The 20,046-nt window shown below is 68.0% G+C and carries 20 protein-coding genes; 11 read left to right on the top strand and 9 right to left on the bottom strand.

Annotated features, from left to right (window positions below):
* Positions 1-103 precede the first annotated feature (103 nt).
* Both flbD and AAHG03_RS25135 read left to right on the top strand, forming a co-directional pair.
* Positions 104-1,474 carry a sigma-54-dependent transcriptional regulator FlbD gene (gene flbD, locus AAHG03_RS25130; protein WP_342154216.1) on the top strand — a complete coding sequence of 457 codons (1,371 nt, stop codon included), beginning with the start codon at positions 104-106 and terminating at the stop codon, positions 1,472-1,474.
* Between the two features lie 143 nt (positions 1,475-1,617).
* Entirely contained in the window at positions 1,618-2,553 is a 936-nt protein-coding gene (locus AAHG03_RS25135) for a hypothetical protein (RefSeq protein WP_342154218.1), read from the top strand.
* A 196-nt stretch (positions 2,554-2,749) separates the two neighbouring features.
* Here AAHG03_RS25135 and AAHG03_RS25140 read toward each other — a convergent pair whose 3' ends face one another.
* From AAHG03_RS25140 to AAHG03_RS25160, 5 genes are all read right to left on the bottom strand, one after another.
* Positions 2,750-3,463, bottom strand: a complete 714-nt coding sequence (locus AAHG03_RS25140; RefSeq protein ID WP_342154220.1) for a di-trans,poly-cis-decaprenylcistransferase — start codon at positions 3,461-3,463, stop codon at positions 2,750-2,752.
* 71 nt (positions 3,464-3,534) lie between these two features.
* Positions 3,535-3,930 (bottom strand): transcriptional regulator, encoded by a 396-nt coding sequence (locus AAHG03_RS25145; protein ID WP_342154222.1) that lies wholly within the window; start codon positions 3,928-3,930, stop codon positions 3,535-3,537.
* Complete coding sequence (locus AAHG03_RS25150) at positions 3,923-4,537, bottom strand: hypothetical protein (protein ID WP_342154224.1); 615 nt, start codon at positions 4,535-4,537, stop codon at positions 3,923-3,925. Before AAHG03_RS25150 ends, AAHG03_RS25145 begins: the two co-directional genes overlap by 8 nt.
* Positions 4,538-4,701: 164 nt before the next feature.
* On the bottom strand, positions 4,702-5,088 hold the full coding sequence (locus tag AAHG03_RS25155; RefSeq protein WP_342154226.1) for a type II toxin-antitoxin system VapC family toxin: 387 nt from the start codon (positions 5,086-5,088) through the stop codon (positions 4,702-4,704).
* A complete protein-coding gene (locus AAHG03_RS25160; protein WP_342154228.1) occupies positions 5,085-5,345 on the bottom strand; it encodes a type II toxin-antitoxin system Phd/YefM family antitoxin in 261 nt (86 codons plus the stop codon). Before AAHG03_RS25160 ends, AAHG03_RS25155 begins: the two co-directional genes overlap by 4 nt.
* Positions 5,346-5,455: 110 nt before the next feature.
* On the opposite strand from AAHG03_RS25160, the gene uvrB reads away from it, so the two are divergent.
* The 5 genes from uvrB (at position 5,456) to AAHG03_RS25185 (ending at position 12,731) form a co-directional block, all read left to right on the top strand.
* A complete protein-coding gene (gene uvrB, locus AAHG03_RS25165; RefSeq protein ID WP_342154230.1) occupies positions 5,456-8,167 on the top strand; it encodes an excinuclease ABC subunit UvrB in 2,712 nt (903 codons plus the stop codon).
* A gap of 101 nt (positions 8,168-8,268) precedes the next feature.
* Positions 8,269-8,565, top strand: a complete 297-nt coding sequence (locus tag AAHG03_RS25170) for a hypothetical protein (RefSeq protein ID WP_342154232.1) — start codon at positions 8,269-8,271, stop codon at positions 8,563-8,565.
* 266 nt (positions 8,566-8,831) lie between these two features.
* A complete protein-coding gene (locus AAHG03_RS25175; protein WP_342154234.1) occupies positions 8,832-9,524 on the top strand; it encodes a YidB family protein in 693 nt (230 codons plus the stop codon).
* 5 nt (positions 9,525-9,529) lie between these two features.
* Positions 9,530-10,258, top strand: coding sequence for a glutathione S-transferase (locus tag AAHG03_RS25180; RefSeq protein ID WP_342154236.1), 729 nt, complete (start codon positions 9,530-9,532; stop codon positions 10,256-10,258).
* Positions 10,259-10,436: 178 nt separating this feature from the next.
* Entirely contained in the window at positions 10,437-12,731 is a 2,295-nt protein-coding gene (locus AAHG03_RS25185; RefSeq protein WP_342154299.1) for a hybrid sensor histidine kinase/response regulator, read from the top strand.
* 4 nt (positions 12,732-12,735) lie between these two features.
* Here the strand turns inward: AAHG03_RS25185 and AAHG03_RS25190 are convergent, their stop codons facing one another.
* Both AAHG03_RS25190 and AAHG03_RS25195 read right to left on the bottom strand, forming a co-directional pair.
* Complete coding sequence (locus AAHG03_RS25190) at positions 12,736-13,038, bottom strand: hypothetical protein (RefSeq protein ID WP_342154238.1); 303 nt, start codon at positions 13,036-13,038, stop codon at positions 12,736-12,738.
* Between the two features lie 145 nt (positions 13,039-13,183).
* Complete coding sequence (locus AAHG03_RS25195; RefSeq protein WP_342154240.1) at positions 13,184-13,372, bottom strand: hypothetical protein; 189 nt, start codon at positions 13,370-13,372, stop codon at positions 13,184-13,186.
* Positions 13,373-13,675: 303 nt separating this feature from the next.
* Between AAHG03_RS25195 and AAHG03_RS25200 the strand changes: the two genes are divergently transcribed.
* Complete coding sequence (locus AAHG03_RS25200) at positions 13,676-14,722, top strand: restriction endonuclease (protein WP_342154242.1); 1,047 nt, start codon at positions 13,676-13,678, stop codon at positions 14,720-14,722.
* A gap of 164 nt (positions 14,723-14,886) precedes the next feature.
* On the opposite strand, the gene mutM is transcribed toward AAHG03_RS25200, so the two are convergent.
* A complete protein-coding gene (gene mutM / locus AAHG03_RS25205) occupies positions 14,887-15,786 on the bottom strand; it encodes a bifunctional DNA-formamidopyrimidine glycosylase/DNA-(apurinic or apyrimidinic site) lyase (RefSeq protein WP_342154244.1) in 900 nt (299 codons plus the stop codon).
* A gap of 161 nt (positions 15,787-15,947) precedes the next feature.
* On the opposite strand from mutM, the gene ubiE reads away from it, so the two are divergent.
* The 3 genes from ubiE (at position 15,948) to AAHG03_RS25220 (ending at position 18,957) form a co-directional block, all read left to right on the top strand.
* Positions 15,948-16,733, top strand: coding sequence for a bifunctional demethylmenaquinone methyltransferase/2-methoxy-6-polyprenyl-1,4-benzoquinol methylase UbiE (ubiE, locus tag AAHG03_RS25210; protein ID WP_342154247.1), 786 nt, complete (start codon positions 15,948-15,950; stop codon positions 16,731-16,733).
* 142 nt (positions 16,734-16,875) lie between these two features.
* Entirely contained in the window at positions 16,876-18,438 is a 1,563-nt protein-coding gene (gene ubiB / locus AAHG03_RS25215) for a 2-polyprenylphenol 6-hydroxylase (protein WP_342154249.1), read from the top strand.
* A 306-nt stretch (positions 18,439-18,744) separates the two neighbouring features.
* Complete coding sequence (locus AAHG03_RS25220; protein WP_342154250.1) at positions 18,745-18,957, top strand: hypothetical protein; 213 nt, start codon at positions 18,745-18,747, stop codon at positions 18,955-18,957.
* Between the two features lie 4 nt (positions 18,958-18,961).
* On the opposite strand, the gene fabI is transcribed toward AAHG03_RS25220, so the two are convergent.
* Positions 18,962-19,789, bottom strand: coding sequence for an enoyl-ACP reductase FabI (fabI, locus tag AAHG03_RS25225; RefSeq protein WP_342154252.1), 828 nt, complete (start codon positions 19,787-19,789; stop codon positions 18,962-18,964).
* Positions 19,790-20,046: the final 257 nt, after the last annotated feature.

The following is a 20,046-nucleotide window of genomic DNA, read 5'->3' on the forward strand; positions in this document are numbered from 1 at the left end:
CTCCCCGCCCGAAGTTGGGCAGGCCCAACTTCGGGCGGGGAGAGGGGATGCACGCTCAACCGAGGCGGTCACTCGCCGACGGGATCAGGAACAGGACGACGTCATGCGGCTCCTCATCGTCGGACGGCTCTCGGGCGAGCTGGTCACCGCCTCGAAGATCGCCATGCACCGGGGCGCCTCGGTGACCCATGCCGAAGGGCTCGATCAGGGCCTCGCGGTGTTGCGCGCCAAGGGCGGCGACCTCGTCATGGTCGATGTCGGGCTCGACATCGCCCGGCTGGTGCAGGCGCTCAGCGAGGAGCGCATCCGCACCCCCGTGGTCGCTTGCGGCATCGCCTCGGACGCCCGCGCCGCGGTGGCCGCGATCCAGGCCGGCGCCAAGGAATACATTCCCCTCCCCCCGGACCCGGAGCTGATCGCGGCGGTGCTGGAGGCGGTGGCGGCGGACGCCCGCAGCTTCGTCTGGCGCGATCCGTCGATGGAGCGGGTCGTGAAGCTCGCCGAGCAGGTCGCCCGCTCGGAGGCCTCGGTGCTCATCACCGGCGAGAGCGGCACCGGCAAGGAGGTGCTGGCCCGCCACGTCCACGTCAAGTCGAACCGCGGCAGCCGGCCCTTCGTCTCGGTCAATTGCGCGGCCATCCCCGAGGCCCTGCTCGAATCCGAGCTGTTCGGCCACGAGAAGGGCGCCTTCACCGGCGCGGTGGCCCGGCGCATCGGCCGGTTCGAGGAGGCCAACGGCGGCACGCTGCTCCTCGACGAGATTTCCGAGATGGACGTGCGGCTGCAATCCAAGCTCCTGCGCGCCCTGCAGGAGCGGGTGATCGACCGGGTCGGCGGCGCAGCGCCCGTGAAGGTCGATATCCGCGTGCTCGCGACCTCGAACCGCAACCTCGCCGAGGAGGTGAAGAAGGGCACTTTTCGCGAAGACCTGTTCTACCGGCTGAACGTCGTGCACTTGCGCCTGCCGCCGCTGCGCGAGCGCCCCGCCGACATTCTGGAACTCGCCGCCCACTTCGCCCGCAAATATGCCGAGATCAACGGCGTGCCGGTGCGCGCGCTCGCCCGCGAGGCGCAGGGCCTCGTCGCCCGCAACCCGTGGCGCGGCAATGTGCGGGAATTGGAGAACACGATCCACCGCGCCGTGCTCCTGGCCCAGGGCGCCGAGATCGGCGCGGACGCGATCCTGAGCCCGGAGGGCGACTCCCTGGCGGCGCCCGCGCCGTCCGGCCCGGTCGAGCGCGCCGCGAGCCTCGCGGAAGCCGCCACCCGCGGCCTCGTCGGCCGCACGGTGGCCGATGTCGAGCGCGACCTGATCCTCGACACCCTCGACCATTGCCTCGGCAACCGCACGCATGCCGCCCGCATCCTCGGCATCTCGATCCGGACGCTCCGTAACAAGCTCAACGAGTATGTCGATGCCGGCGTGCCGGTGGCCGAGCCCGGCGGGGTGCGGGCGATGGCGGCCTACGGCTGATCCCGGTTTCGAAAGGACAAGTCCTTTCGCGCGGCAACCGACAGCGTTCGGGAGCAAGTTTCCAATTTTGCAAGCAATCTTTATTGCTTGCGGTGTAGGATTATTCGTTTGCAAATTTACGAATATACAGAAGGGGGTGTATTATGGTGCATATTTCTCCTGATGCCGTCCGGATGCATGGTGAATATGCGATTGCGTTCGTAAAAATAGGGCCGCAGAGAGTTGCTCACATAAGCGAGCAAGCTTTTCAAGATATAGTTCTTTCAACAAATAATTGGCGTAATTTTGTAAATATTGAAGAAAAATATGACATTATGATGGAGAATTTTTGCGAATTTGAAAGGGCATGTTTTGATATCGCGCTGCGCCATATGTTATTTGAGATACCAGACGACATATTTCTGGGTGAGACTGCTCTATTGAATAGGAATCTTCTCAATTATCTCACCTCAACAACGATGTATATTGACCAAACTAAGCGCCACTTGACAAATGTTTGCGGCAGGGGATCTCCTGAGATCGCTCAGTTCAATGAGTTGCTTGTTTCTCTCAAAAACAGCAATGCTGGCATGTTTATTCTTGAGCATTTGCGGAACTTCGCACAGCATGCCAGCGGCGCAATCGATAGCATTAGTATCGGCGGCTCAAGAAGCCAGCTCAATCAGAAGGATATCACTGTTTATGATGTGTTTGCCGCAATAGACCTCGACGGATTGAGGAATGATAGAAAGTCAGGTGAGAGGGTTGCTAATCGTGAGACGGAGTTGCGTGGCCGAAGTGTTCAAGATCTAATGCGCGATGCCGCTGATGGGTTGAGCTGCTTACATGATGCTGTCCGGGAAATGTTGCGTGACAAGATTGGTTCTGCACGAAACTCAATCGAAGCTGGCATTGCCGTTTACGATGATGGCTTAATTTCAGGCGCAGATGTTAATGGCTTGGCGGCGATTAAATTTTCTTCCCACGGAATAATGATCGATAAGGCATACATTTCAAAGCATCAAATCGAGCGCTTTGACTCATTTGTTCGAAAAAATCAAAGGCTGTCCGACTTGCGAAAAAGAAGAGTTATGAGTTGATTTGTCGATTTTATAATTCAGCCTTGGATTTGCTTGTAAATAAAACAAGAGACCTAATGTCATTTTTATATAATCTGCATGCGCGACAAGTTTTTGTTTTATGGTAATATTATAGGAATGAATTCTGCATGATTTGCCATCAGGATGTAGCAATTTCGCGACTGTCTGATAATTTTAGGTATGAAAGTCTGAAATTTTATGCTGCCTCGGGCACCCGCGGTGCGGTCAGCCCGCCGAAGCGGCGGTCCCGCGCGGTGAAGTCGCTCACCGCCGCCGCCAGATCCGCCTCCCCGAAATCCGGCCACATCCGGTCGGTGAAGTGCAGTTCGGCATAGGCTGCCTCCCACAGCAGGAAGTCGGACAGGCGCTTCTCGCCGCCGGTGCGGATCAGGAGATCGACGTCGCCGGCCTCGCCCAGGGCGCCGCTCATCGCCTCCCGCGAACATCCCTCGGGTCCGAGACGGGCGGCGGCCGAAAGGATCGCGTCGCGGGAGGAATAATCGACGGCGATGCGCAGATTCAGCCGGGTGCCGGCGGCGGTGGCGGCCTCGGCGCGCTCGATCGCCTGGGGGATGCCCTCGGGCAGGCGGTCGCGGCGGCCGATCACGGTCAGCCGCGTGCCGGTGCGGGCCAGACGGTCGGTCTCGCTGCGCAGATAGGCGCGCAGCAGGCGCATCAGCCCGCCGACCTCGTCGGCCGGGCGGCGCCAGTTGTCGGAGGAGAAGGCGTAGAGCGTCAGCGTGCCGACGCCGAGATCGCTTGCTACCTCCGCCACCCGCTGGATCGTCTTGACGCCGGCCCGGTGGCCCGCCCCGCGCGGCAGGCCGCGGGCGCTGGCCCAGCGGCCGTTGCCGTCCATGATGATGGCGGCGTGGAGTTTTTCGGGTTTGCGCTCGAAATGGCTTTGCATCGTAAAGCTCCCGGGCACGGTCGGACGAGGAAAGCGGAAAATCATTAAGATCGAAGCGAATTCGGTGCCGGTCAGGCCGGCTCGGCGAGGCCCGAGGCCTTTTTTCCGCTGGCTGTAGTGTCCTTACCGGCGGGCTTGCCGCCCGCGCTCTGGGCGTCGCGCACCACCTGCTCCAGCACCGCGAGGTAGTCGAGGAAGCGGGCGCGGCCGGACGGCGTCAGCCGGCACAGGGTCTGCGGGCGGTTGTGGTCGTAGCCCTTCTCCAGGGCGACGAGGTCGGCCTCCTGCAGCACCGCGAGGTGGCGGCTGAGATTGCCGTCGGTGAGCCCGCACAGGCGCTTGAGATCGGGGAAGGCCAGCCCGCGGGGATGGGCGACCAGCGAGGTCAGCACCGAGAGCCGCGCCCGCTCGTGGATGACCCGGTCGAGCCCCTCGTAGGAGAAGCGCGCTTCCGTCGCGTCAGGCATCGAGGCCTCCCTCGCTCTGGCGGTGGACGATGACGGCAAGCAGCCCCTGGCCGGCCGCGAAGGGCAGGCCCATCAGCCAGGGCGAGAGCTGGCGGCCCTCGCTCGCCAGCGCCAGCACGGCGAGGCCGGCGAGCAGATACCACGCGCCGACGAGCTGGACCGGGCGCGGCAGGATGCGGGCGGAGGCGAACAGCCCGAGCCCGACCAGCACCTGCCACAGCCCCGGCAGCATCCACAGCCCCTCGGGCACGAACCGGGCGAAGACGAGCCCGAGGCACAAACCCGCCCCGCCGGCCGGCAGAAAGCCCTCGATGGCGTTGAACACCATGGCGTCGGCGAGCCCCGAATGGACCCGCCGCGAGCGCCGCACTGCCTCGAAGCCGATCAGCGCGCAGGCCGCAATGGCGGTCGCGATCCACAGGCCGAAGAAGGCGACCGGCCGCCCGGTCGGATCGTCGAGCACGAGCGCCTGCCCCGCCGCCACCGCGAGCGCCAGCGCGCCGGTCGCAGCCAGCGTCGCCGCCCCGAGGCCGCGGAAGGCGGTATCGCGCGCGATCTGCATCCGGATCGCGACGATATCGGCCAAGGCTCTGTCCAGATCCCGCATGGGGCGCCCCCTCCGAGGCTTGCCTACTTTGCATCGCAAAGTACACGCGAATGCAGAGCCGTCAAGCGGAATGCCGTGCCAGGGCTCTGCCCTGGCGACCCGCCGAAGGGCGAGCCCTTCGGAAACCCCGATTCGGAAGCCCCTCGCCTCGTCGAGCGGGACGGCTAAATCCGCCGGATCGGCCCCGGATAGCGCGCGAGGAGCCCGTCCGAGGTCAGCAGCGTGAGGCCCTCGACGGTCGCCTGGGCGACGAGCAAGCGGTCGAACGGGTCCTTGTGAACGAGCGGAAGATTCGCGACCGCGACGGCGTGCGTGCCGAGGACGGTCAGTTCCTCGTAGCCGTCCCGGAGCAGGGTGTTCCGGACCACCGCCGCATCGATCGGGCTCTTCGAGCGGGTGAGGCTCTGCTTGATCGCCAACTCCCAGATGCTCACCGTGCTGAACATCGGGATATGAGCCGGATCGTCGATCATCTGCCGGGCCGCGCTCGACAAACGATGAGGCGCGCCCAGCGCCCAGACCAGCAGATGCGTGTCGAGGAGAAGCCTCAAGGCTCCGGCTTGCCCTTGTACTCGCCCTCGAACATCCGGATGATCTCGTCTTGGAACATCGTGTCGAAGTCGTCGGGCACCGTGATCTGACCGACGAGGCCGCCGATCCGCCGGGTGCGCGGGGCCTCCGTCTCGGCGGGGACGACGCGGACCAGGGGGCGGCCGTCCTCGGCGATCACGAAGGATTCGCCGCGGGCGGCTTCCTCGACCAGCCGGGAGAAATCCGCTTCGGCCTCGCGGAGGCTGACCGTCTTCATGGCGCGTCCTCGTGCGTCGGGCGGATGACGGTATGCGGCCGGCACGGGCGCGGCAACACCGAACCGGCCCGCGTCTTCCGCTTGAGCGCCGTCCGGCCCATATTGCACCCATGCCCGCACCGAAAAAACCGCGCGCCGCGACCACGCGGGCCGACAAGCCCGAGCTGAAGCCCCTCGACGAGCATCTGGCCGCCCTGCTGAGCCCCGCGCTCAACCGCGAGCGCATCCGCCCGGCCGAGCCGGTGCCGGAGCCGCCGCGGAAGGGGCGCGGGCGCAAGGGCGAGACCAAGGACACGGCAAAGGGCGAGGCGACCGCCTACAAGCGCATTGCGCAGGACGGCTTCGCCGAGGCGCCGCAGGCGGGGTTCGCCCTGGGTGACGCCGCCGACGTCGATCCGCGGCTGGCGCAGGCGCTCGGCCTGACCCCGCCCGACGACGGCCCGGCCCCCGGCAACACCCCGGAGGACGCTCCGTCCCTCGCCACCGAGGGCGTCTCGGCCACCGTCGAGGCCCTCGAAAAGCTCCTCACCGAGGGCAATCCGCTGTTCAAGAACGGCGAGGCCTGGGTGCCGCACCGGCCGGAGCGTCCGGCGAAGTCGGAGGGCGGCTACAAGTTCACCCTGAAATCCGACTTCACCCCCGCGGGCGACCAGCCGACCGCCATCGCGGCTTTGGTCGAGGGTGTGAAGGGGACGGAGCGCGATCAGGTGCTGCTCGGCGTCACGGGCTCGGGCAAGACCTTCACGATGGCCAAGGTTATCGAGGAGACCCAGCGCCCGGCCCTGATCCTGGCGCCGAACAAGACGCTCGCGGCGCAGCTCTACGGCGAGTTCAAGAGTTTTTTTCCAGATAATGCCGTAGAATACTTCGTCTCCTACTACGACTATTACCAGCCCGAGGCCTACGTGCCCCGGTCGGACACCTTCATCGAGAAGGAATCGTCGATCAACGAGCAGATCGACCGGATGCGTCACTCGGCCACCCGCGCCCTCTTGGAGCGGGACGACGTCATCATCGTCGCCTCGGTGTCCTGCATCTACGGCATCGGCTCGGTCGAGACCTACACGGCGATGTCGTTCACGGTCTCGCTCGGCGAGAAGATCGAGCAGCGCCAGCTCATCGCCGACCTCGTGGCGCTGCAGTACAAGCGCATCCAGTCGGACTTCGCCCGCGGCACGTTTCGCGTCCGCGGCGACGTGATCGAGCTGTGGCCGGCCCACTTGGAGGATCGCGGCTGGCGCATCGGCCTGTTCGGCGACGAGATCGAGTCGATCGTGGAATTCGATCCGCTGACGGGCAAGAAGATCAACGAACTCAAGTTCGTAAAAGTCTACGCCAACTCGCACTACGTCACGCCGCGCCCGACCCTGCAGCAGGCGATCAAGGGCATCAAGACCGAGCTGAAGCTCCGCGTCGAGGAGCTGACCAAGATGGGCCGCCTGATCGAGGCGCAGCGGCTGGAGCAGCGCTGCACCTTCGACATCGAGATGATCGAGGCCACCGGCGCCTGCAACGGCATCGAGAACTATTCCCGCTACCTCACGGGGCGCAAACCCGGCGAGCCGCCGCCGACCCTGTTCGAGTACCTGCCGGACAACGCGCTCGTCTTCACCGACGAGAGCCACGTCACCGTGCCGCAGATCGGCGGCATGTACCGGGGCGACTTCCGGCGGAAGGCGACGCTCGCCGAATACGGCTTCCGCCTGCCCTCCTGCCTCGACAACCGACCCTTACGGTTCGAGGAATGGGACGCGATGCGGCCCATGTCGATCCACGTCTCGGCCACGCCCGCGAAGTGGGAGATGGAGCGGACGCAGGGCGTCTTCGCCGAGCAGGTGATCCGCCCCACCGGCCTGGTCGATCCGGTGATCGAGATCCGCCCCGCCCGCTCCCAGGTGGACGATCTGCTGGGCGAGGTCCGCGCGGTGGCCCAGGCCGGCTACCGCACGCTGGTGACGACGCTCACCAAGCGTATGGCCGAGGACCTGACCGAGTACCTGCACGAGAACTCGGTGCGGGTGCGCTACATGCACTCCGACATCGATACCCTGGAGCGCATCGAGATCATCCGCGACCTGCGGCTCGGCGCCTTCGATGTCCTCATCGGCATCAACCTCCTGCGCGAGGGCCTCGACATCCCGGAATGTGCGCTGGTCGCCATCCTGGACGCCGACAAGGAAGGTTTCCTGCGCTCCGAGACCTCGCTGATCCAGACCATCGGCCGCGCGGCCCGCAACGCCGATGCCCGCTGCATCCTCTACGCCGACAGCATCACCGGCTCGATGGAGCGGGCGATGGCCGAGACCGAGCGCCGCCGTACCAAGCAACTCGCCTACAACGCCGAACACGGCATCACGCCACAATCGGTCAAGCGCGGCATCAGCGACATTCTGGAGAGCGTCTACGAGCGGGACCATGTCCGCGTCGACACCGGTCTCGCCAAGGACGCGATCACGGTGGGCCACAACCTCAAGGCGGTCATGGCCGACCTCGAGAAGCGGATGCGGGCGGCCGCCGCCGACCTCGACTTCGAGGAGGCCGCGCGCCTGCGCGACGAGCTGAAGCGGCTCCAGACCACCGAACTCATGGTCTCCGACGACCCCATGGCCCGCCAGGGCGACATCGAGCGCGAGGCCGGCCGCTACGGCCAGAAGGGCAGCCGCATCTCGAAGCCGACGCTCGACAACATGGGCCCCGGCACCGACCGCGAATTGCCGGCGGGCGCCGTACCCTGGCAGGAGCGGCCCAAGGCGCGCTCGACGCAAGGGCTGGGCGGGCAGAAGCCGCGCTACAAGGGCGGCGGTGGGCGCAAGCGGGGGTGACGAAAACCCCTGCCCGAAACTCGGGCAGGGCGAGATCGGAACCTCGGCCGCAGCCTCGGATTGGCTAGTCAGATCCGCTTGCCGCACGACGGAGCCCTCCGATGCGCCCCACCCTTCGACGCCCCCTCGCGGCGGCCCTCCTCGCCGCGACGATCCTGCCCGGCGCCGCGCTCGCGCAGAGCGTGGCCAACCCCAACGACCAGCCCACCGCCGGCACCCTGCCTTCCGGCACCAGCACGCTCCCCCGCCAGGACCCCTCCGCCGACCGGCCGACCGGCGAGGTGCGGGCGCCGAGCGCGATCCGCTCCTCGACCTCGGTGGTGCCCGACGGCGGCAAGACCCGCACCAACCCCCTCGACCACCTCTCCGCGCGCTACCGCTCCAGCCTGGAGAATTGATCGGACACGCCGGCTCGGCTCTTCGAGGCCGCGCCGGTTCGATGCTGCGAGACATTCCACCCTCCCCCTCATCCTGAGGTGCCGCGCAGCGGCCTCGAAGGAGGGCTCCAGGGATCGCGCGATTCGCTGGAGCCCTCCTTCGAGGCTGCGCTTCGCTCCGCACCTCAGGATGAGGGGATTGGACGGGACGAGCCGGTCGGGCTGGCCGCCGCGCAACCGCGGCCCGGCCGCGGCCGTTTGACCGAAATCGAACGAGGGAGAGCCGCATGGGATTGCTCGATCAGGTCATCGGCGGGGTCGTCGGACAGGTTCTGGGCGGGGGGCGCGGCGGCGCCCTGTCTTCGCCCATCGTCAAGGCCTTGCTCATGCTGCTGCTCGCCAAGGGCGCGAGCGGCGGCGGGCTCGGCGACATCCTGGGCCGGCTCGGCGGGCAGGAGGGCGGCGGACACGAAGGCCGTCCCCCCATGCCGGACCCCGGCGCCGACGACGGCGATCTCGGCGGGTTCGGCCAGGGCCGCCGCAGCGGGCCGCCGGTCCAGCGTCAAGGGGACTCCGATTTGGGCGGCGAGTTCGGCGACCTCGCCGGCATGCTCGACGGGCCGGGCGTTGGCGGCGACCGCGCGCCGGGCGCCGGCCCCTATGCCCGGCTCGACCGCGACGAGGCGGATGCCGCCGGGCAGGAGGCCGCGGGCGGGCTCGGTGGCCTGATCCAGAGCTTCGAGCGCAGCGGGCTCGGCGACGTGATCGGCTCGTGGATCGGCCACGGCCCGAACCAGCAGGTCGCGCCCAACCGCCTCGCCGAGGCGCTGGGCCCCGACACCGTCGACTCGCTCAGCCGCGAGACCGGCCTGTCGCGCGACGACCTGCTCGGCCAGCTCGCCCAGGCGCTGCCGGGCGTGATCGACGCCCTGACCCCGCAGGGCCGCCCGCCGAGCCGCGAGGATGCCCGCGGCTGGTAAGCTCGATGGCCTACGAGCTGCACTACTGGCCGATGATCCAGGGGCGGGGCGAGTTCGTCCGCCTCGCCCTGGAACAGGCCGGCGCCGCCTACATCGACGTCGCCCGCCTGCCGCACGAGGAGGGCGGCGGCATCGCGGCGATGATGGACCGGCTGGAGGACGAGCCGATCCGCCCGCCCTTCGCCCCGCCCTTCCTGCGCGACGGCGACCTCGTCGTCGGCCAGACCGCGGCGATCCTGCTCTATCTCGGCCCCCGCATCGGCCTCGTCGGCGCGCATGAGACCGACCGGGTCTGGACCCACCAGATCCAACTCACGGTCGCCGACATGGTGACGGAAGCCCACGACACCCACCATCCGGTCGGCGTCGGCCTGTATTACGAAGACCAGAAACCCGAGGCCGAACGCCGGGCGCGGGATTTTCGCGAGAACCGCATCCCGAAATTCTTCGGGTGGTTCGAGCGCGTGCTCGCCCGCAACCCGGCGGGGCCGGAGCATCTCGTCGGCGGCGCGCTCTCCTACGCCGACACCTCGCTGTTCCAGCTCGTGGAGGGCCTGCGCTACGCCTTCCCCCACGCCACCGCCCGGGCGCTGGACGCGACACCGCGGATCGCCGCCCACGCCGAGCGCGTGCGCCGCCTGCCCCGCCTCGCCGCCTACCTCGCGAGCGACCGCCGCCGCCCGTTCAGCGAGGACGGGGTTTTTCGGCGTTATCCGGAGCTGGACCCGGACTGATCGGCCCCGCCGCGCAAGGACGGCGCGGCGCGGAAATCAGAGTTGCCCGGCCGGACAGCGTACCGACCCGCCACCTACGCGCCTCGGCCGCTGTCCGGAAGCGTGGCCGCCGCTATCTTAGGTCAGCTCCACGCCAGTCCCGGCGGAGTAGGATGGCGCCGTGACCGAGACCGAGAGCCTGCGCCCCATCGACCGACCGCACGAAGAAGCCTCCCCGGAGGCCGACGCCCTCGCCCGCGCCCAGGATGCGGCCGGCCTCGGCCTGTTCACCGTCGAGGCATCCGGCGCGACCCTGCGCCCGAACCCGGCCTTCTGCCGCCTGCACGGCCTCGCGCCCCGGGCCGCCCTTCCGCTGGCTGCGGTCGAGGCGCTGGCCTTCCCCGGGGACGGGGCGGCCCTCTCCGGCGAGGCGCCGCCGGAAAGGGCCGTCTACCGCATCCGGCGGGCCGATACCGGCGCGGTGGCGTGGCTGAACCGCACCCTCGTGCCCGCGCCGGGCGGATGGGCCGGCGTGGTGCGCGACGTCACCGCCGAGCGCGGCCACGAGACCGAGCTCGCCGAGCGCGAGCGGCATTACCGCGCCCTGTTCGAGCAGATGGACGAGGGCTACTGCGTCATCCAGTTCATCGACGGGCCGCACGGGGCCCTGAGCGACTACGTCCATGTCGAGGCCAACCGCGCCTACACGCAGCATGCCGGCCTCGAGAACATCGTCGGCAAGCGGCTGCGCGAGGTCGTCTCGGGCGACGAGGCGGAGGGCTGGCTCGGGCTCTACGGCGAGGTTCTGCGCACCGGCACGCCGATCCGGTTCCAGCGCGAGCTGGTCGAGACCGGCCGCTATCTCGAACTCGCCGCCTTCCGCATCGAGCCGCCGCAGCGGCGGCAGGTGGCGGTGCTGTTCCAAGATATCACCGCGCGCCGCCGGGTCGAGCATCGGCTGCACACCCGCGCCGCCGATCTCGAAGCCGAGGTGACGGCGCAGCGGCGCGACCGTGATCGCGTCTGGGCGCTCTCGCCGGTGCTGAAGGCCGTGACCGGGCCGGACGGGCGGATCGCGGCGGTGAACCCGTCCTGGACCCGCGCGCTCGGCTGGCCCGCCGCCGAGTCCCTCGGCCGGACGCTCGACGCCTTCGTCGTCGCGGAGGAGCGCCCCACCCTCACGGCCGCCCTCGACGGGCTGATGGCCGGCACGGACACCCGCCGCGAGCTCGAACTGGAGCTGACCTGCCTCGCCGCCGGGGCCGAGCCGCGGCGCGTGCTGTGGACCATCGTGCCGGAGGACGGCCTGCTCTACGGCTTCGGCCGCGACATCACCGAGCAGCGCCACGCGGAAGAGGCGCTGCGCCAGTCGCAGAAGCTGGAGGCGGTGGGCCAGCTCACCGGCGGCGTCGCCCACGACTTCAACAACCTGCTCACCATCATCCGCTCCTCGGTCGAGTTCCTGCGGCGCCCCGAGCTGCCGGAGGCGCGCAAGGCCCGCTATCTCGATGCGGTCTCCGACACGGTGGACCGCGCCGCCAAGCTCACCGGGCAGTTGCTGGCCTTCGCCCGGCGCCAAGCGCTCAAGCCCGAGACCTTCGACGTGTGCGAGCGCCTGCGCGGCATCTCGGAGATGCTCGATTCGGTGACCGGCGCCCGCATCCGCGTCGTCACCGACCTGCCCGGAAAATCCTGCTACGTCCGCGCCGACGCCAGCCAGTTCGAGACCGCGCTCGTCAACATGGCGGTCAACGCCCGCGACGCCATGGACGGCGAGGGCACCCTGACGCTGCGCCTCGACGCGCCCCTGACCCTGCCGCCGATCCGGGGCCATGCCGGCGCGGCGGGCGCCTTCGTCGCCGTCTCGGTGGCGGATTCCGGCGCCGGCATCCCGCAGGCCGACCTGATGCGGATTTTCGAGCCGTTCTACACCACCAAGGAGGTCGGCAAGGGCACGGGCCTCGGCCTGTCGCAGGTGATCGGCTTCGCGAAGCAATCGGGCGGCGACGTGGACGTGAAGAGCCAGCCCGGCGCGGGCGCCACCTTCACCCTCTACCTGCCCGAGGTCCCCGCCCCCGCCCCCGCCGACGCGCCCGCCGCCCGCCGCGAGACCGTCTCCGGCGCCGGGGCGACGGGGCTGCGCGTCCTCGTCGTGGAGGACAATCTCGATGTCGGGCGCTTCTGCACGCAGATTCTGGAAGACCTCGGCCATCGCCCGGTCTGGACCGAGAACGCCGAGGCCGCGCTCGCTGCGCTGGCCGCCGCGCCCGAGCCGTTCGACGCGGTGTTTTCCGACGTGGTGATGCCCGGCATGGGCGGCATCGCGCTGGCCCGCCTGCTCCGGCAGAAATGCCCGGCGCTGCCGGTGGTGCTGACCTCCGGCTACAGCCACGTGCTGGCCCAGGACGACGCGCACGGGTTCGAACTCCTGCGCAAACCCTACTCGGCGCAGGAGCTGGCGGAAGTGCTGCGGCAGGTGGCCGGGAAGGAGTAAGGTTTTAGCCGCCGCCCGCGGTGTCGGGCGAGCCGGCATTGCCGATCGGTAAGGCCGGTTTTTCGGCGTTGCCGGCGGCGCCTGGATTGTTGGTGATGTTGGTGGCCCCCGTGGCGCCGGGCGCCGCTGTGCCGAGCGAGCCGGGTCCGCCGTTGTCGACGCCGCCGGGCTGGACGACCGTGGTGGTGCCGTCGGCGGGGCCGAGCGTCTGCTTGGGGCCGGGCGGCTTGATCTCGGCAGGGCCGGCCTGGGCCAGCGCGGCGGTGGCGAGCGGCAGGGCGAGGGCGGCGAGAAACAGCGGCTTCATGGGTGCTCCCGGTGGTTTGGAAGGCAGAGCCTGACCGACAACCAACGCGAGCCGCGCCCGAACGTTCAGGCCCCCTCACGAGCCTTTTCACGGGGGGAAGGGCGCGCCCGTCGCGCGGGCGCGCCCTTCCCTGTCGTGTTCGGGCCTACTGCCCGGCGGGCTTGTTGGTCGGCGGCGGGGTGGGCGCCGTGGCCGGAGGCGCGCTCGGCTGGGTCGGCGCGGTGGTGGCCGGCGGCGGGGGCGGAGGCGGCGGAGCATCCTTCTTCTCGTCCTTGCAGGCCGCGAGACCCAGGGCGAGGAGGCCGAAGACGGGCAGAAGACGGGCGATACGCATGGCGGACGGTTCCTCCGTTCTGTTTGCCCCGGTCGAACTATGGGCGCGGGAAAACCGTTCCGGGAGTGATCACGATCCCGGGAGCCGGCAATGCGATCGCCGGGATTTCCATTGGCGTAACATTGCGCTGTCGCGAGGCGGTAAGCCGTTCGATGACATCTGACCGATGGAGCGCAATTCGGGGGCGGACAAATTCTTCCTCGTGGCTCCTTCGTCCGAGCCAGCCGAAGGGGAACGCAGGACCAAAGAGGGGATCGTCGAGGGGGCGCGAAAACTTCCGCCAGCAATTTCTACCGTGGATCGTTGGCCTACGATCTTGCTACGGTGGAGCTGATCCCTTTCTGTGGTGCGCGGAACCGTTCCGGTACGATCTTGCCCGACATCCCCGACTACCAGACATTGATGCTACCGGTCCTGCGCCTTGCTGCGGTAGGCGAGACAACGATCCCGAAGGTGGTCGAACAGATAGCCGTCGAGTTCGCGCTTACACCTGATCAGATGGCAGAGTTGCTTCCCAGTGGTCGTGGCATCCGTCTGATCAACAACCGTGCTCACTGGGCAAAAACTTATCTCGTTAAGGCTGGTCTCTTGGAGCAGCCTCGACGAGGTGTATTCCAGGCGACCGCGCGAGGACGGGAGGTGCTTCAGCGGAAGCCGAAGCGCATCGACAATGCCGTCCTTGCCGAGTTCGAGGAGTTCCGCGCGTTTGCCAAGACCAAACTAACCGCGGCTGGCAATCTGCCAATTTCTGATCGATCTCTTCCAGTCGCTGATGTGGTCCACCTTGATCGCAATACAGTTACGGTTCCGCCTGATGAGCGGATCGACGGAGCCGCAAAGGAACTTGAGGCAGAGCTGCGAGGCGATCTCCTAGACCGTATCTTCTCAATTGAGCCACAAGCAACGAGAGCGCGGTTCTTCGAGCAACTCGTGATCCGGCTGCTTGTGGCGATGGGCTACGGCGGTGGCAGAGACCAATCCGCGTTCCATACAGGCGGACGTGGTGACGGTGGAGTTGACGGCGTCATCCATCAAGATGCCCTTGGTCTTGATCCGGTTTACGTTCAGGCGAAGTGCTACGACCGCGATAGTGGCATCGGGCCGGAAAAAATTCAGGCGTTCAAGGGTGCTCTTGACGACAAGGGCGCAACAAGAGGCGTGTTCATCACGACTGCGAAATTCAGCGAGGCTGCACAACGGTCTGGCCGAGCTAGTCAGAAGCAGATCGCTCTGATCGATGGCGACAAGCTTGCTGAGCTGATGGTTCGATTCGGAGTCGGGGTTCAGGTTGATAGGACGGTTGTAATCAAGAGGCTCGACGAGGATTTCTTCGAGGGGTGGGAGGCGTGACGAAGCCGTTTGGTCGTCCGGTGGTGCCGTTATCCTCGCCTCGACAATAAGCTTCCGTAGTTCTTCGTTGGGCCTATTCAGCAATCGTGGGCAGCTACTTAAAAGATCAATAGGATCAGATTTCTGAGCGGCGAGCGCCTTAGTTGTTTCCTGGGCACCACCCCTCACCGTCCCGGCATCACCTGACAAACCTCACAAAAAAACGTTGAACGCCCCCCCTGCACGATCCGCATCACATGCCCGGTGCAGCCCCGCGCCTGGCAGGGAAAACCCGTGCGGTCGTAGACCCGAAACACGTGCTGGAAGCCGCCGCTCTGGCCGTCGGGGTGGGCGTAGTCGCGTAAGGTGGAGCCGCCCGCGGCGACCGCCTCGGTCAGCACTGCCTTGATGTCCTTGGCGAGCTTTTTCGCCTTCGGCGTCGGGCTGCCGTCGGGCTTGGCGAGCGCGCCGGCCGGCAGCGCCGGGTGCAGGCCCGCCCGGTGCAGGGCCTCGCAGACGTAGATGTTGCCCAAGCCCGCGATCAGGCGCTGGTCGAGCAGGGCGGCCTTCAGCGGCGTGATCTTGTGGCGGAAGAGACGGGCGATGGCCGCGCCGTCGAGGGCCTCGCTCAGGGGCTCGATCCCCATGTTGGCGAAGTGGCGGCAGCGTTCGAGCTCTTGCGTCGCCACGAGGTCCATGAAGCCGAAGCGGCGGGCGTCGTTGTAGGTGACGGTGGCCCCCGTCTCGAACGCCATCACCACGTGGTCGTGCTTCGGGGTGCCCAGCGCCCCGTCGAGGTAGAAGTCGCCCGGCGACAGGTTCGTGCCGTCGGGCCGCGCCACGTCGAAGCGCCCGCTCATGCCGAGATGCAGGATCAGGCTCTCGCCGGAATCGAGCGCCGCCGTCAGGTACTTGGCCCGCCGCGACAGGTCGAGGACGCGCCGGCCCTCCAGCCGTTCGACGAAACGTTCGGGGAAGGGGAAGCGCAGGTTCGGCCGGCGTAAGGTGACGCGGGTGATCCGCGCGCCGACCATCGCGGGCGCGAGGCCCCGGCGCACGGTCTCGACTTCGGGCAGTTCGGGCATTCTTTTGGGATTTTTTCGATCAGGGACGCTCACACATAGGCGCGCGCCGCGCGATCCGCACCGGCGCCTTCCGCCGCTCCCCCTGCCGCATGGCGGTTCCCGCGCGGTTTCGCTATGAGGCTCGGCCAGGGGATGCAGCGGCGCGGACGGCACGGAATCGGATGAGCGGCAACAGCACCGGAATCGGCTCTGAGACGGGCGAGGACACCGCCGATTTCGGCTACGAGCGCGTCCGGCTCTCCGAGAAGCAGGCCCGCGTCGACGACGTCTTCCGCTCGGTCGCCCGCCGCTACGACCTGATGAACGACCTGATGTCGGGCGGCCTGCACCGGGCCTGGAAGTCTCACCTCATCGGCATGCTGCGCCCCTCGCGCACGCGGCCCTACCGCCATCTCGACGTGGCGGGCGGCACCGGCGACATCGCCTTCCGCACCCTGGAAGCCGGCGGGCCGGACACGCACGTCACCGTGCTCGACATCAACGAGTCGATGCTGCGCGTCGGCGCCGAGCGGGCGGGCACGAAGTACGACGGCCGCATCGATTTCGTCACCGGCAACGCCGAGACCCTGCCGCTGCCCGAAAATACCTTCGACAGCTACACCATCGCCTTCGGCATCCGGAACGTGCCGCGCATCGATGCGGCGCTCAAGGAGGCGCGGCGCGTGCTCAAGCCCGGCGGGCGGTTCCTCTGTCTGGAATTCTCCCGCGTCGACCTGCCGGTGTTGGAGAAGATCTACGACGCCTATTCCTTCCACGTGATCCCGCGCATCGGCGAGCGGGTGGCGGGCGACCGCGAATCCTACCAGTACCTCGTGGAATCGATCCGCAAGTTCCCCTCCCCCGGCGCCTTCGCCGCCATGATCCAGGCGGCCGGCTTCACGCACGTGACGCATCGTCGGCTGTCGGGCGGGATCGTGGCCATCCACTCCGGCTGGAAAATCACTTGATTTTCTTCCGGCCTCAGACGCCGGCGGCCGCATCCGCGGCCTTAGGCTTCGCTCCGTTAGACGCCTCGGCTGACGCCGAGGCCACTGCGCGGGGCGCTCTTCGCGCCCGGCATTCGGCATTACCTCAGGGCGGGTTCCAGCCATGCTAGGCGCGGTCTTCCACCTCGCCCGCGGCGCCCATGTCGGCTTCGTGCTGGCCCGCGAGGGCGGGCTCGCGCTGATTGATGCGCAGGCGCTGCCGCCCCATCTGCGCCTCGCGCTGAAGCTCGGGCGCTCGCTGGAGCGGCGCGGCATCGCCGCGACCCCCGGCGCCAGCCCCTTGGAGCGGGCGCTGACCCGGCTCGGGCCGTCCTACGTCAAGTTCGGCCAGTTCCTGGCGACGCGGCCCGACATCGTCGGCATGGCCGCCGCCCGCGATCTGGAGCGCCTTCAGGACCGGGTGCCGCCCTTCCCCCAGGGCGTGGCGCTGCGGGTGGTGGAGCAGGAATTCGGCAAGCCGGTCTCGGCCCTGTTCACCGCCTTCAGCGAGCCGGTGGCCGCGGCCTCCATCGCCCAGGTCCACCGGGCGACCGTGCTCGACGCCGACGGCACGCAGCGGACGCTCGCCGTCAAGATCATGCGCCCCGGCGTGCGCGAGCGGTTCGCGCGCGACATCCAGGCGATGCGCTTCATGGCGCGCGTGGTCCAGGCGCTGCTGCCGGATGCCGAGCGCCTGCGCCCGCGGGAGGTCGTGGAGATCCTCGCCCGCTCCGTCACCATGGAGATGGATTTCCGCCTCGAAGCGGCGGCGATGTCCGAACTCGCGCAGAACACCGCGGGCGACGAGGATTTCCGCACGCCCCGCCCCGAATGGGCGCTGACCGCGCGCGACGTGCTGACCAGCGAGTGGATCGACGGCATTCGGCTCAACGACCGCGCCGGCATCGTCGCGGCGGGCCATGACGCCAAGGCGCTCGGGCGCACGGTGATCCAGTCCTTCCTGAGGCAGGCGATCCGCGACGGCTTCTTCCACGCCGACATGCATCCCGGAAACCTGTTCGTGGACCCGCAGGGGCGCCTCGTCGCGGTCGATTTCGGCATCATGGGCCGGCTAGGACACGCCGAGCGGCGCTTCCTCGCCGAAATCCTTCTCGGCTTCATCACCCGCGACTACCGCCGCGTCGCGCAGGTGCATTTCGAGGCCGGCTACGTGCCGCGCCACCACTCGGTGGACGACTTCGCCCAGGCCATCCGCGCCATCGGCGAGCCGATCCACCAGCGGAAGGCCGACGAGATCTCGATGGCCAAGGTGCTCACCCTGCTGTTCGACGTCACCGCGCTGTTCGACATGAGCACCCGCACCGAGCTGGTGATGCTGCAGAAAACCATGGTGGTGGTGGAGGGCGTGGCCCGCTCCCTCGATCCGCAGCTCGATATGTGGACCGGCGCCGAGCCGGTGGTGCGCTCGTGGATCACCCGCCATCTCGGCCCCATCGGCCGGATCGAGGGCGGCGCGCGGGCCGCGCTGACGCTGTCCGAGGTCGTCTCCGACATCCCCGACATCGCGCAACGCATCCGCCGCATCATGATCCGCCTCGACGAGGAGGGGGCGCGGGACGTGAAGGCGCTGGAGCGCATCGCCCATCTGGAGCAGAGCCGGGCGGTCTGGTCCACGCTGGCTTTGTGGGCGATCGCCGTGGGGGCGCTGGTGCTGGCGTTCCGGTAGGGGTGCGCCCAAACCCTCCCCCCTCTGCGGGGGAGGGTGCCCGCGGATCGGGCGGGAGAGGGGAGCGGCGGTGCCGCTTGGCCGCCGTCGTCCAGCTATCTCTGGAAGCGTCGCTCCCCTCACCCGACCCCCTTCGGGGGCCACCCTCTCCCGCGGAGGGGAGAGGGAGATGCAGCGGTGTGCGTCGCGCTACGGCTTCGGCTCGGGATAAGGTCCGATGCACCGCCTTGCCGCGCCGATCTTTGCCAGCGCTTTTAAAGCGGTATCGCTGATACAATACGAATCGAAATGCGAGAGAACGGCCCTATGCCGCGCACCGGAGCCACGGGCGTACCGCTTCTCGGTACGGCGGAAGAAGCCGAGCTTCAAGCCCGCATCGCCTCGGACCCGGATGCCCGCGAACTGACGGCCGAAGAGCTGACCCGGATGCGGCCAGCCCACGAGGTGCTGCCACCCGCGCTCTACGCAGCACTGACGCGACGCGATCCTCCGGCTTCGCCGGACGAAGCCGGAGGCTGAAGCCCTACTCCCGCTCGCGCGCGATGTCCGGCGCGTCCGGGTGCTTCATGCCGACGACGTGGTAGCCGGCGTCCACGTGCAGCACCTCGCCGGTGACGCCCTTGGACATATCCGAGAACAGGTAGGCGGCGGTCTCGCCGACTTCCTCGATGGTCACGGTCCGGCGTAAGGGGGCGTTGTACTCGTTCCACTTGAGGATGTAGCGGAAGTCGCCGATGCCGGAGGCCGCCAGCGTCTTGATCGGGCCGGCCGAGATCGCGTTCACGCGGATCTGCTTGGGGCCCATGTCGGCGGCGAGGTAGCGCACGGAGGCTTCCAGTGCGGCCTTGGCGACGCCCATGACGTTGTAGTGCGGCATCCACTTCTCGGCGCCGTAATAGGTCAGCGTCAGCAGCGAGCCGCCGTCGCGCATGATCTTTTCCGCGCGCTGGGCGATGGCCGTGAACGAGTAGCAGGAGATCAGGAGCGACTTGGTGAAGTTGCCCTCCGAGGTCTCGATGTAGCGCCCCGTCAGCTCGTCCTTGTCGGAGAAGGCGATGCAGTGGACCACGAAGTCGATCCCGCCCGGGAACGCCTCGGCGGTCGCCGCGAACACGGCGTCGATGGAGGCCGGGTCGGTCACGTCGCAATGGCCGACGACCTTGGCGTTCAGCTCCTTCGCCAGGGGCTCGACCCGCTTCTTGAGCGCGTCGCCCTGGTAGGTGAAGGCGAGTTCGGCCCCGTGCTGCGCGGCGCTGCGGGCGATGCCCCAGGCGATCGAGCGGTTGTTGGCCACGCCCAGCACCAGCCCGCGCTTGCCCGCGAGCAATCCGCCCGCCTTCTGATCCGACATGCGTCACCTTCGCTTCGGCCTAAAGCGGCCGGCCCTGCCGGAGGCCGCCCGCGCAAGGCCGCTTCCTTAGCGGAGGCCTGCCGAGGGGGGAAGCCTGAAGGTCGTCTAACGGGGAAGGTCATCGAATCGGCCGCTCCCACCCATCCCCTCATCCTGAGGTGCCGCAGCGAAGCGGAGGCCTCGAAGGAGGGCTCCAGGGATCACTGCGCGAGCTGGAGCCCTCCTTCGAGGCCGCTGCGCGGCACCTCAGGATGAGG

Source organism: Methylorubrum subtropicum, from assembly GCF_038442325.1.
GTDB lineage: Bacteria > Pseudomonadota > Alphaproteobacteria > Rhizobiales > Beijerinckiaceae > Methylobacterium > Methylobacterium subtropicum.

Coding starts and splice junctions, on each gene's coding strand:
- flbD (WP_342154216.1), top strand. CDS start 104: ATGCGGCTCCTCATCGTCGGACGGCTCTCGGGCGAGCTGGTCACCGCC.
- AAHG03_RS25135 (WP_342154218.1), top strand. CDS start 1,618: ATGGTGCATATTTCTCCTGATGCCGTCCGGATGCATGGTGAATATGCG.
- AAHG03_RS25140 (WP_342154220.1), bottom strand. CDS start 3,463: ATGCAAAGCCATTTCGAGCGCAAACCCGAAAAACTCCACGCCGCCATC.
- AAHG03_RS25145 (WP_342154222.1), bottom strand. CDS start 3,930: ATGCCTGACGCGACGGAAGCGCGCTTCTCCTACGAGGGGCTCGACCGG.
- AAHG03_RS25150 (WP_342154224.1), bottom strand. CDS start 4,537: ATGCGGGATCTGGACAGAGCCTTGGCCGATATCGTCGCGATCCGGATG.
- AAHG03_RS25160 (WP_342154228.1), bottom strand. CDS start 5,345: ATGAAGACGGTCAGCCTCCGCGAGGCCGAAGCGGATTTCTCCCGGCTG.
- uvrB (WP_342154230.1), top strand. CDS start 5,456: ATGCCCGCACCGAAAAAACCGCGCGCCGCGACCACGCGGGCCGACAAG.
- AAHG03_RS25170 (WP_342154232.1), top strand. CDS start 8,269: ATGCGCCCCACCCTTCGACGCCCCCTCGCGGCGGCCCTCCTCGCCGCG.
- AAHG03_RS25175 (WP_342154234.1), top strand. CDS start 8,832: ATGGGATTGCTCGATCAGGTCATCGGCGGGGTCGTCGGACAGGTTCTG.
- AAHG03_RS25180 (WP_342154236.1), top strand. CDS start 9,530: ATGGCCTACGAGCTGCACTACTGGCCGATGATCCAGGGGCGGGGCGAG.
- AAHG03_RS25190 (WP_342154238.1), bottom strand. CDS start 13,038: ATGAAGCCGCTGTTTCTCGCCGCCCTCGCCCTGCCGCTCGCCACCGCC.
- AAHG03_RS25195 (WP_342154240.1), bottom strand. CDS start 13,372: ATGCGTATCGCCCGTCTTCTGCCCGTCTTCGGCCTCCTCGCCCTGGGT.
- mutM (WP_342154244.1), bottom strand. CDS start 15,786: ATGCCCGAACTGCCCGAAGTCGAGACCGTGCGCCGGGGCCTCGCGCCC.
- ubiE (WP_342154247.1), top strand. CDS start 15,948: ATGAGCGGCAACAGCACCGGAATCGGCTCTGAGACGGGCGAGGACACC.
- ubiB (WP_342154249.1), top strand. CDS start 16,876: ATGCTAGGCGCGGTCTTCCACCTCGCCCGCGGCGCCCATGTCGGCTTC.
- AAHG03_RS25220 (WP_342154250.1), top strand. CDS start 18,745: ATGCCGCGCACCGGAGCCACGGGCGTACCGCTTCTCGGTACGGCGGAA.
- fabI (WP_342154252.1), bottom strand. CDS start 19,789: ATGTCGGATCAGAAGGCGGGCGGATTGCTCGCGGGCAAGCGCGGGCTG.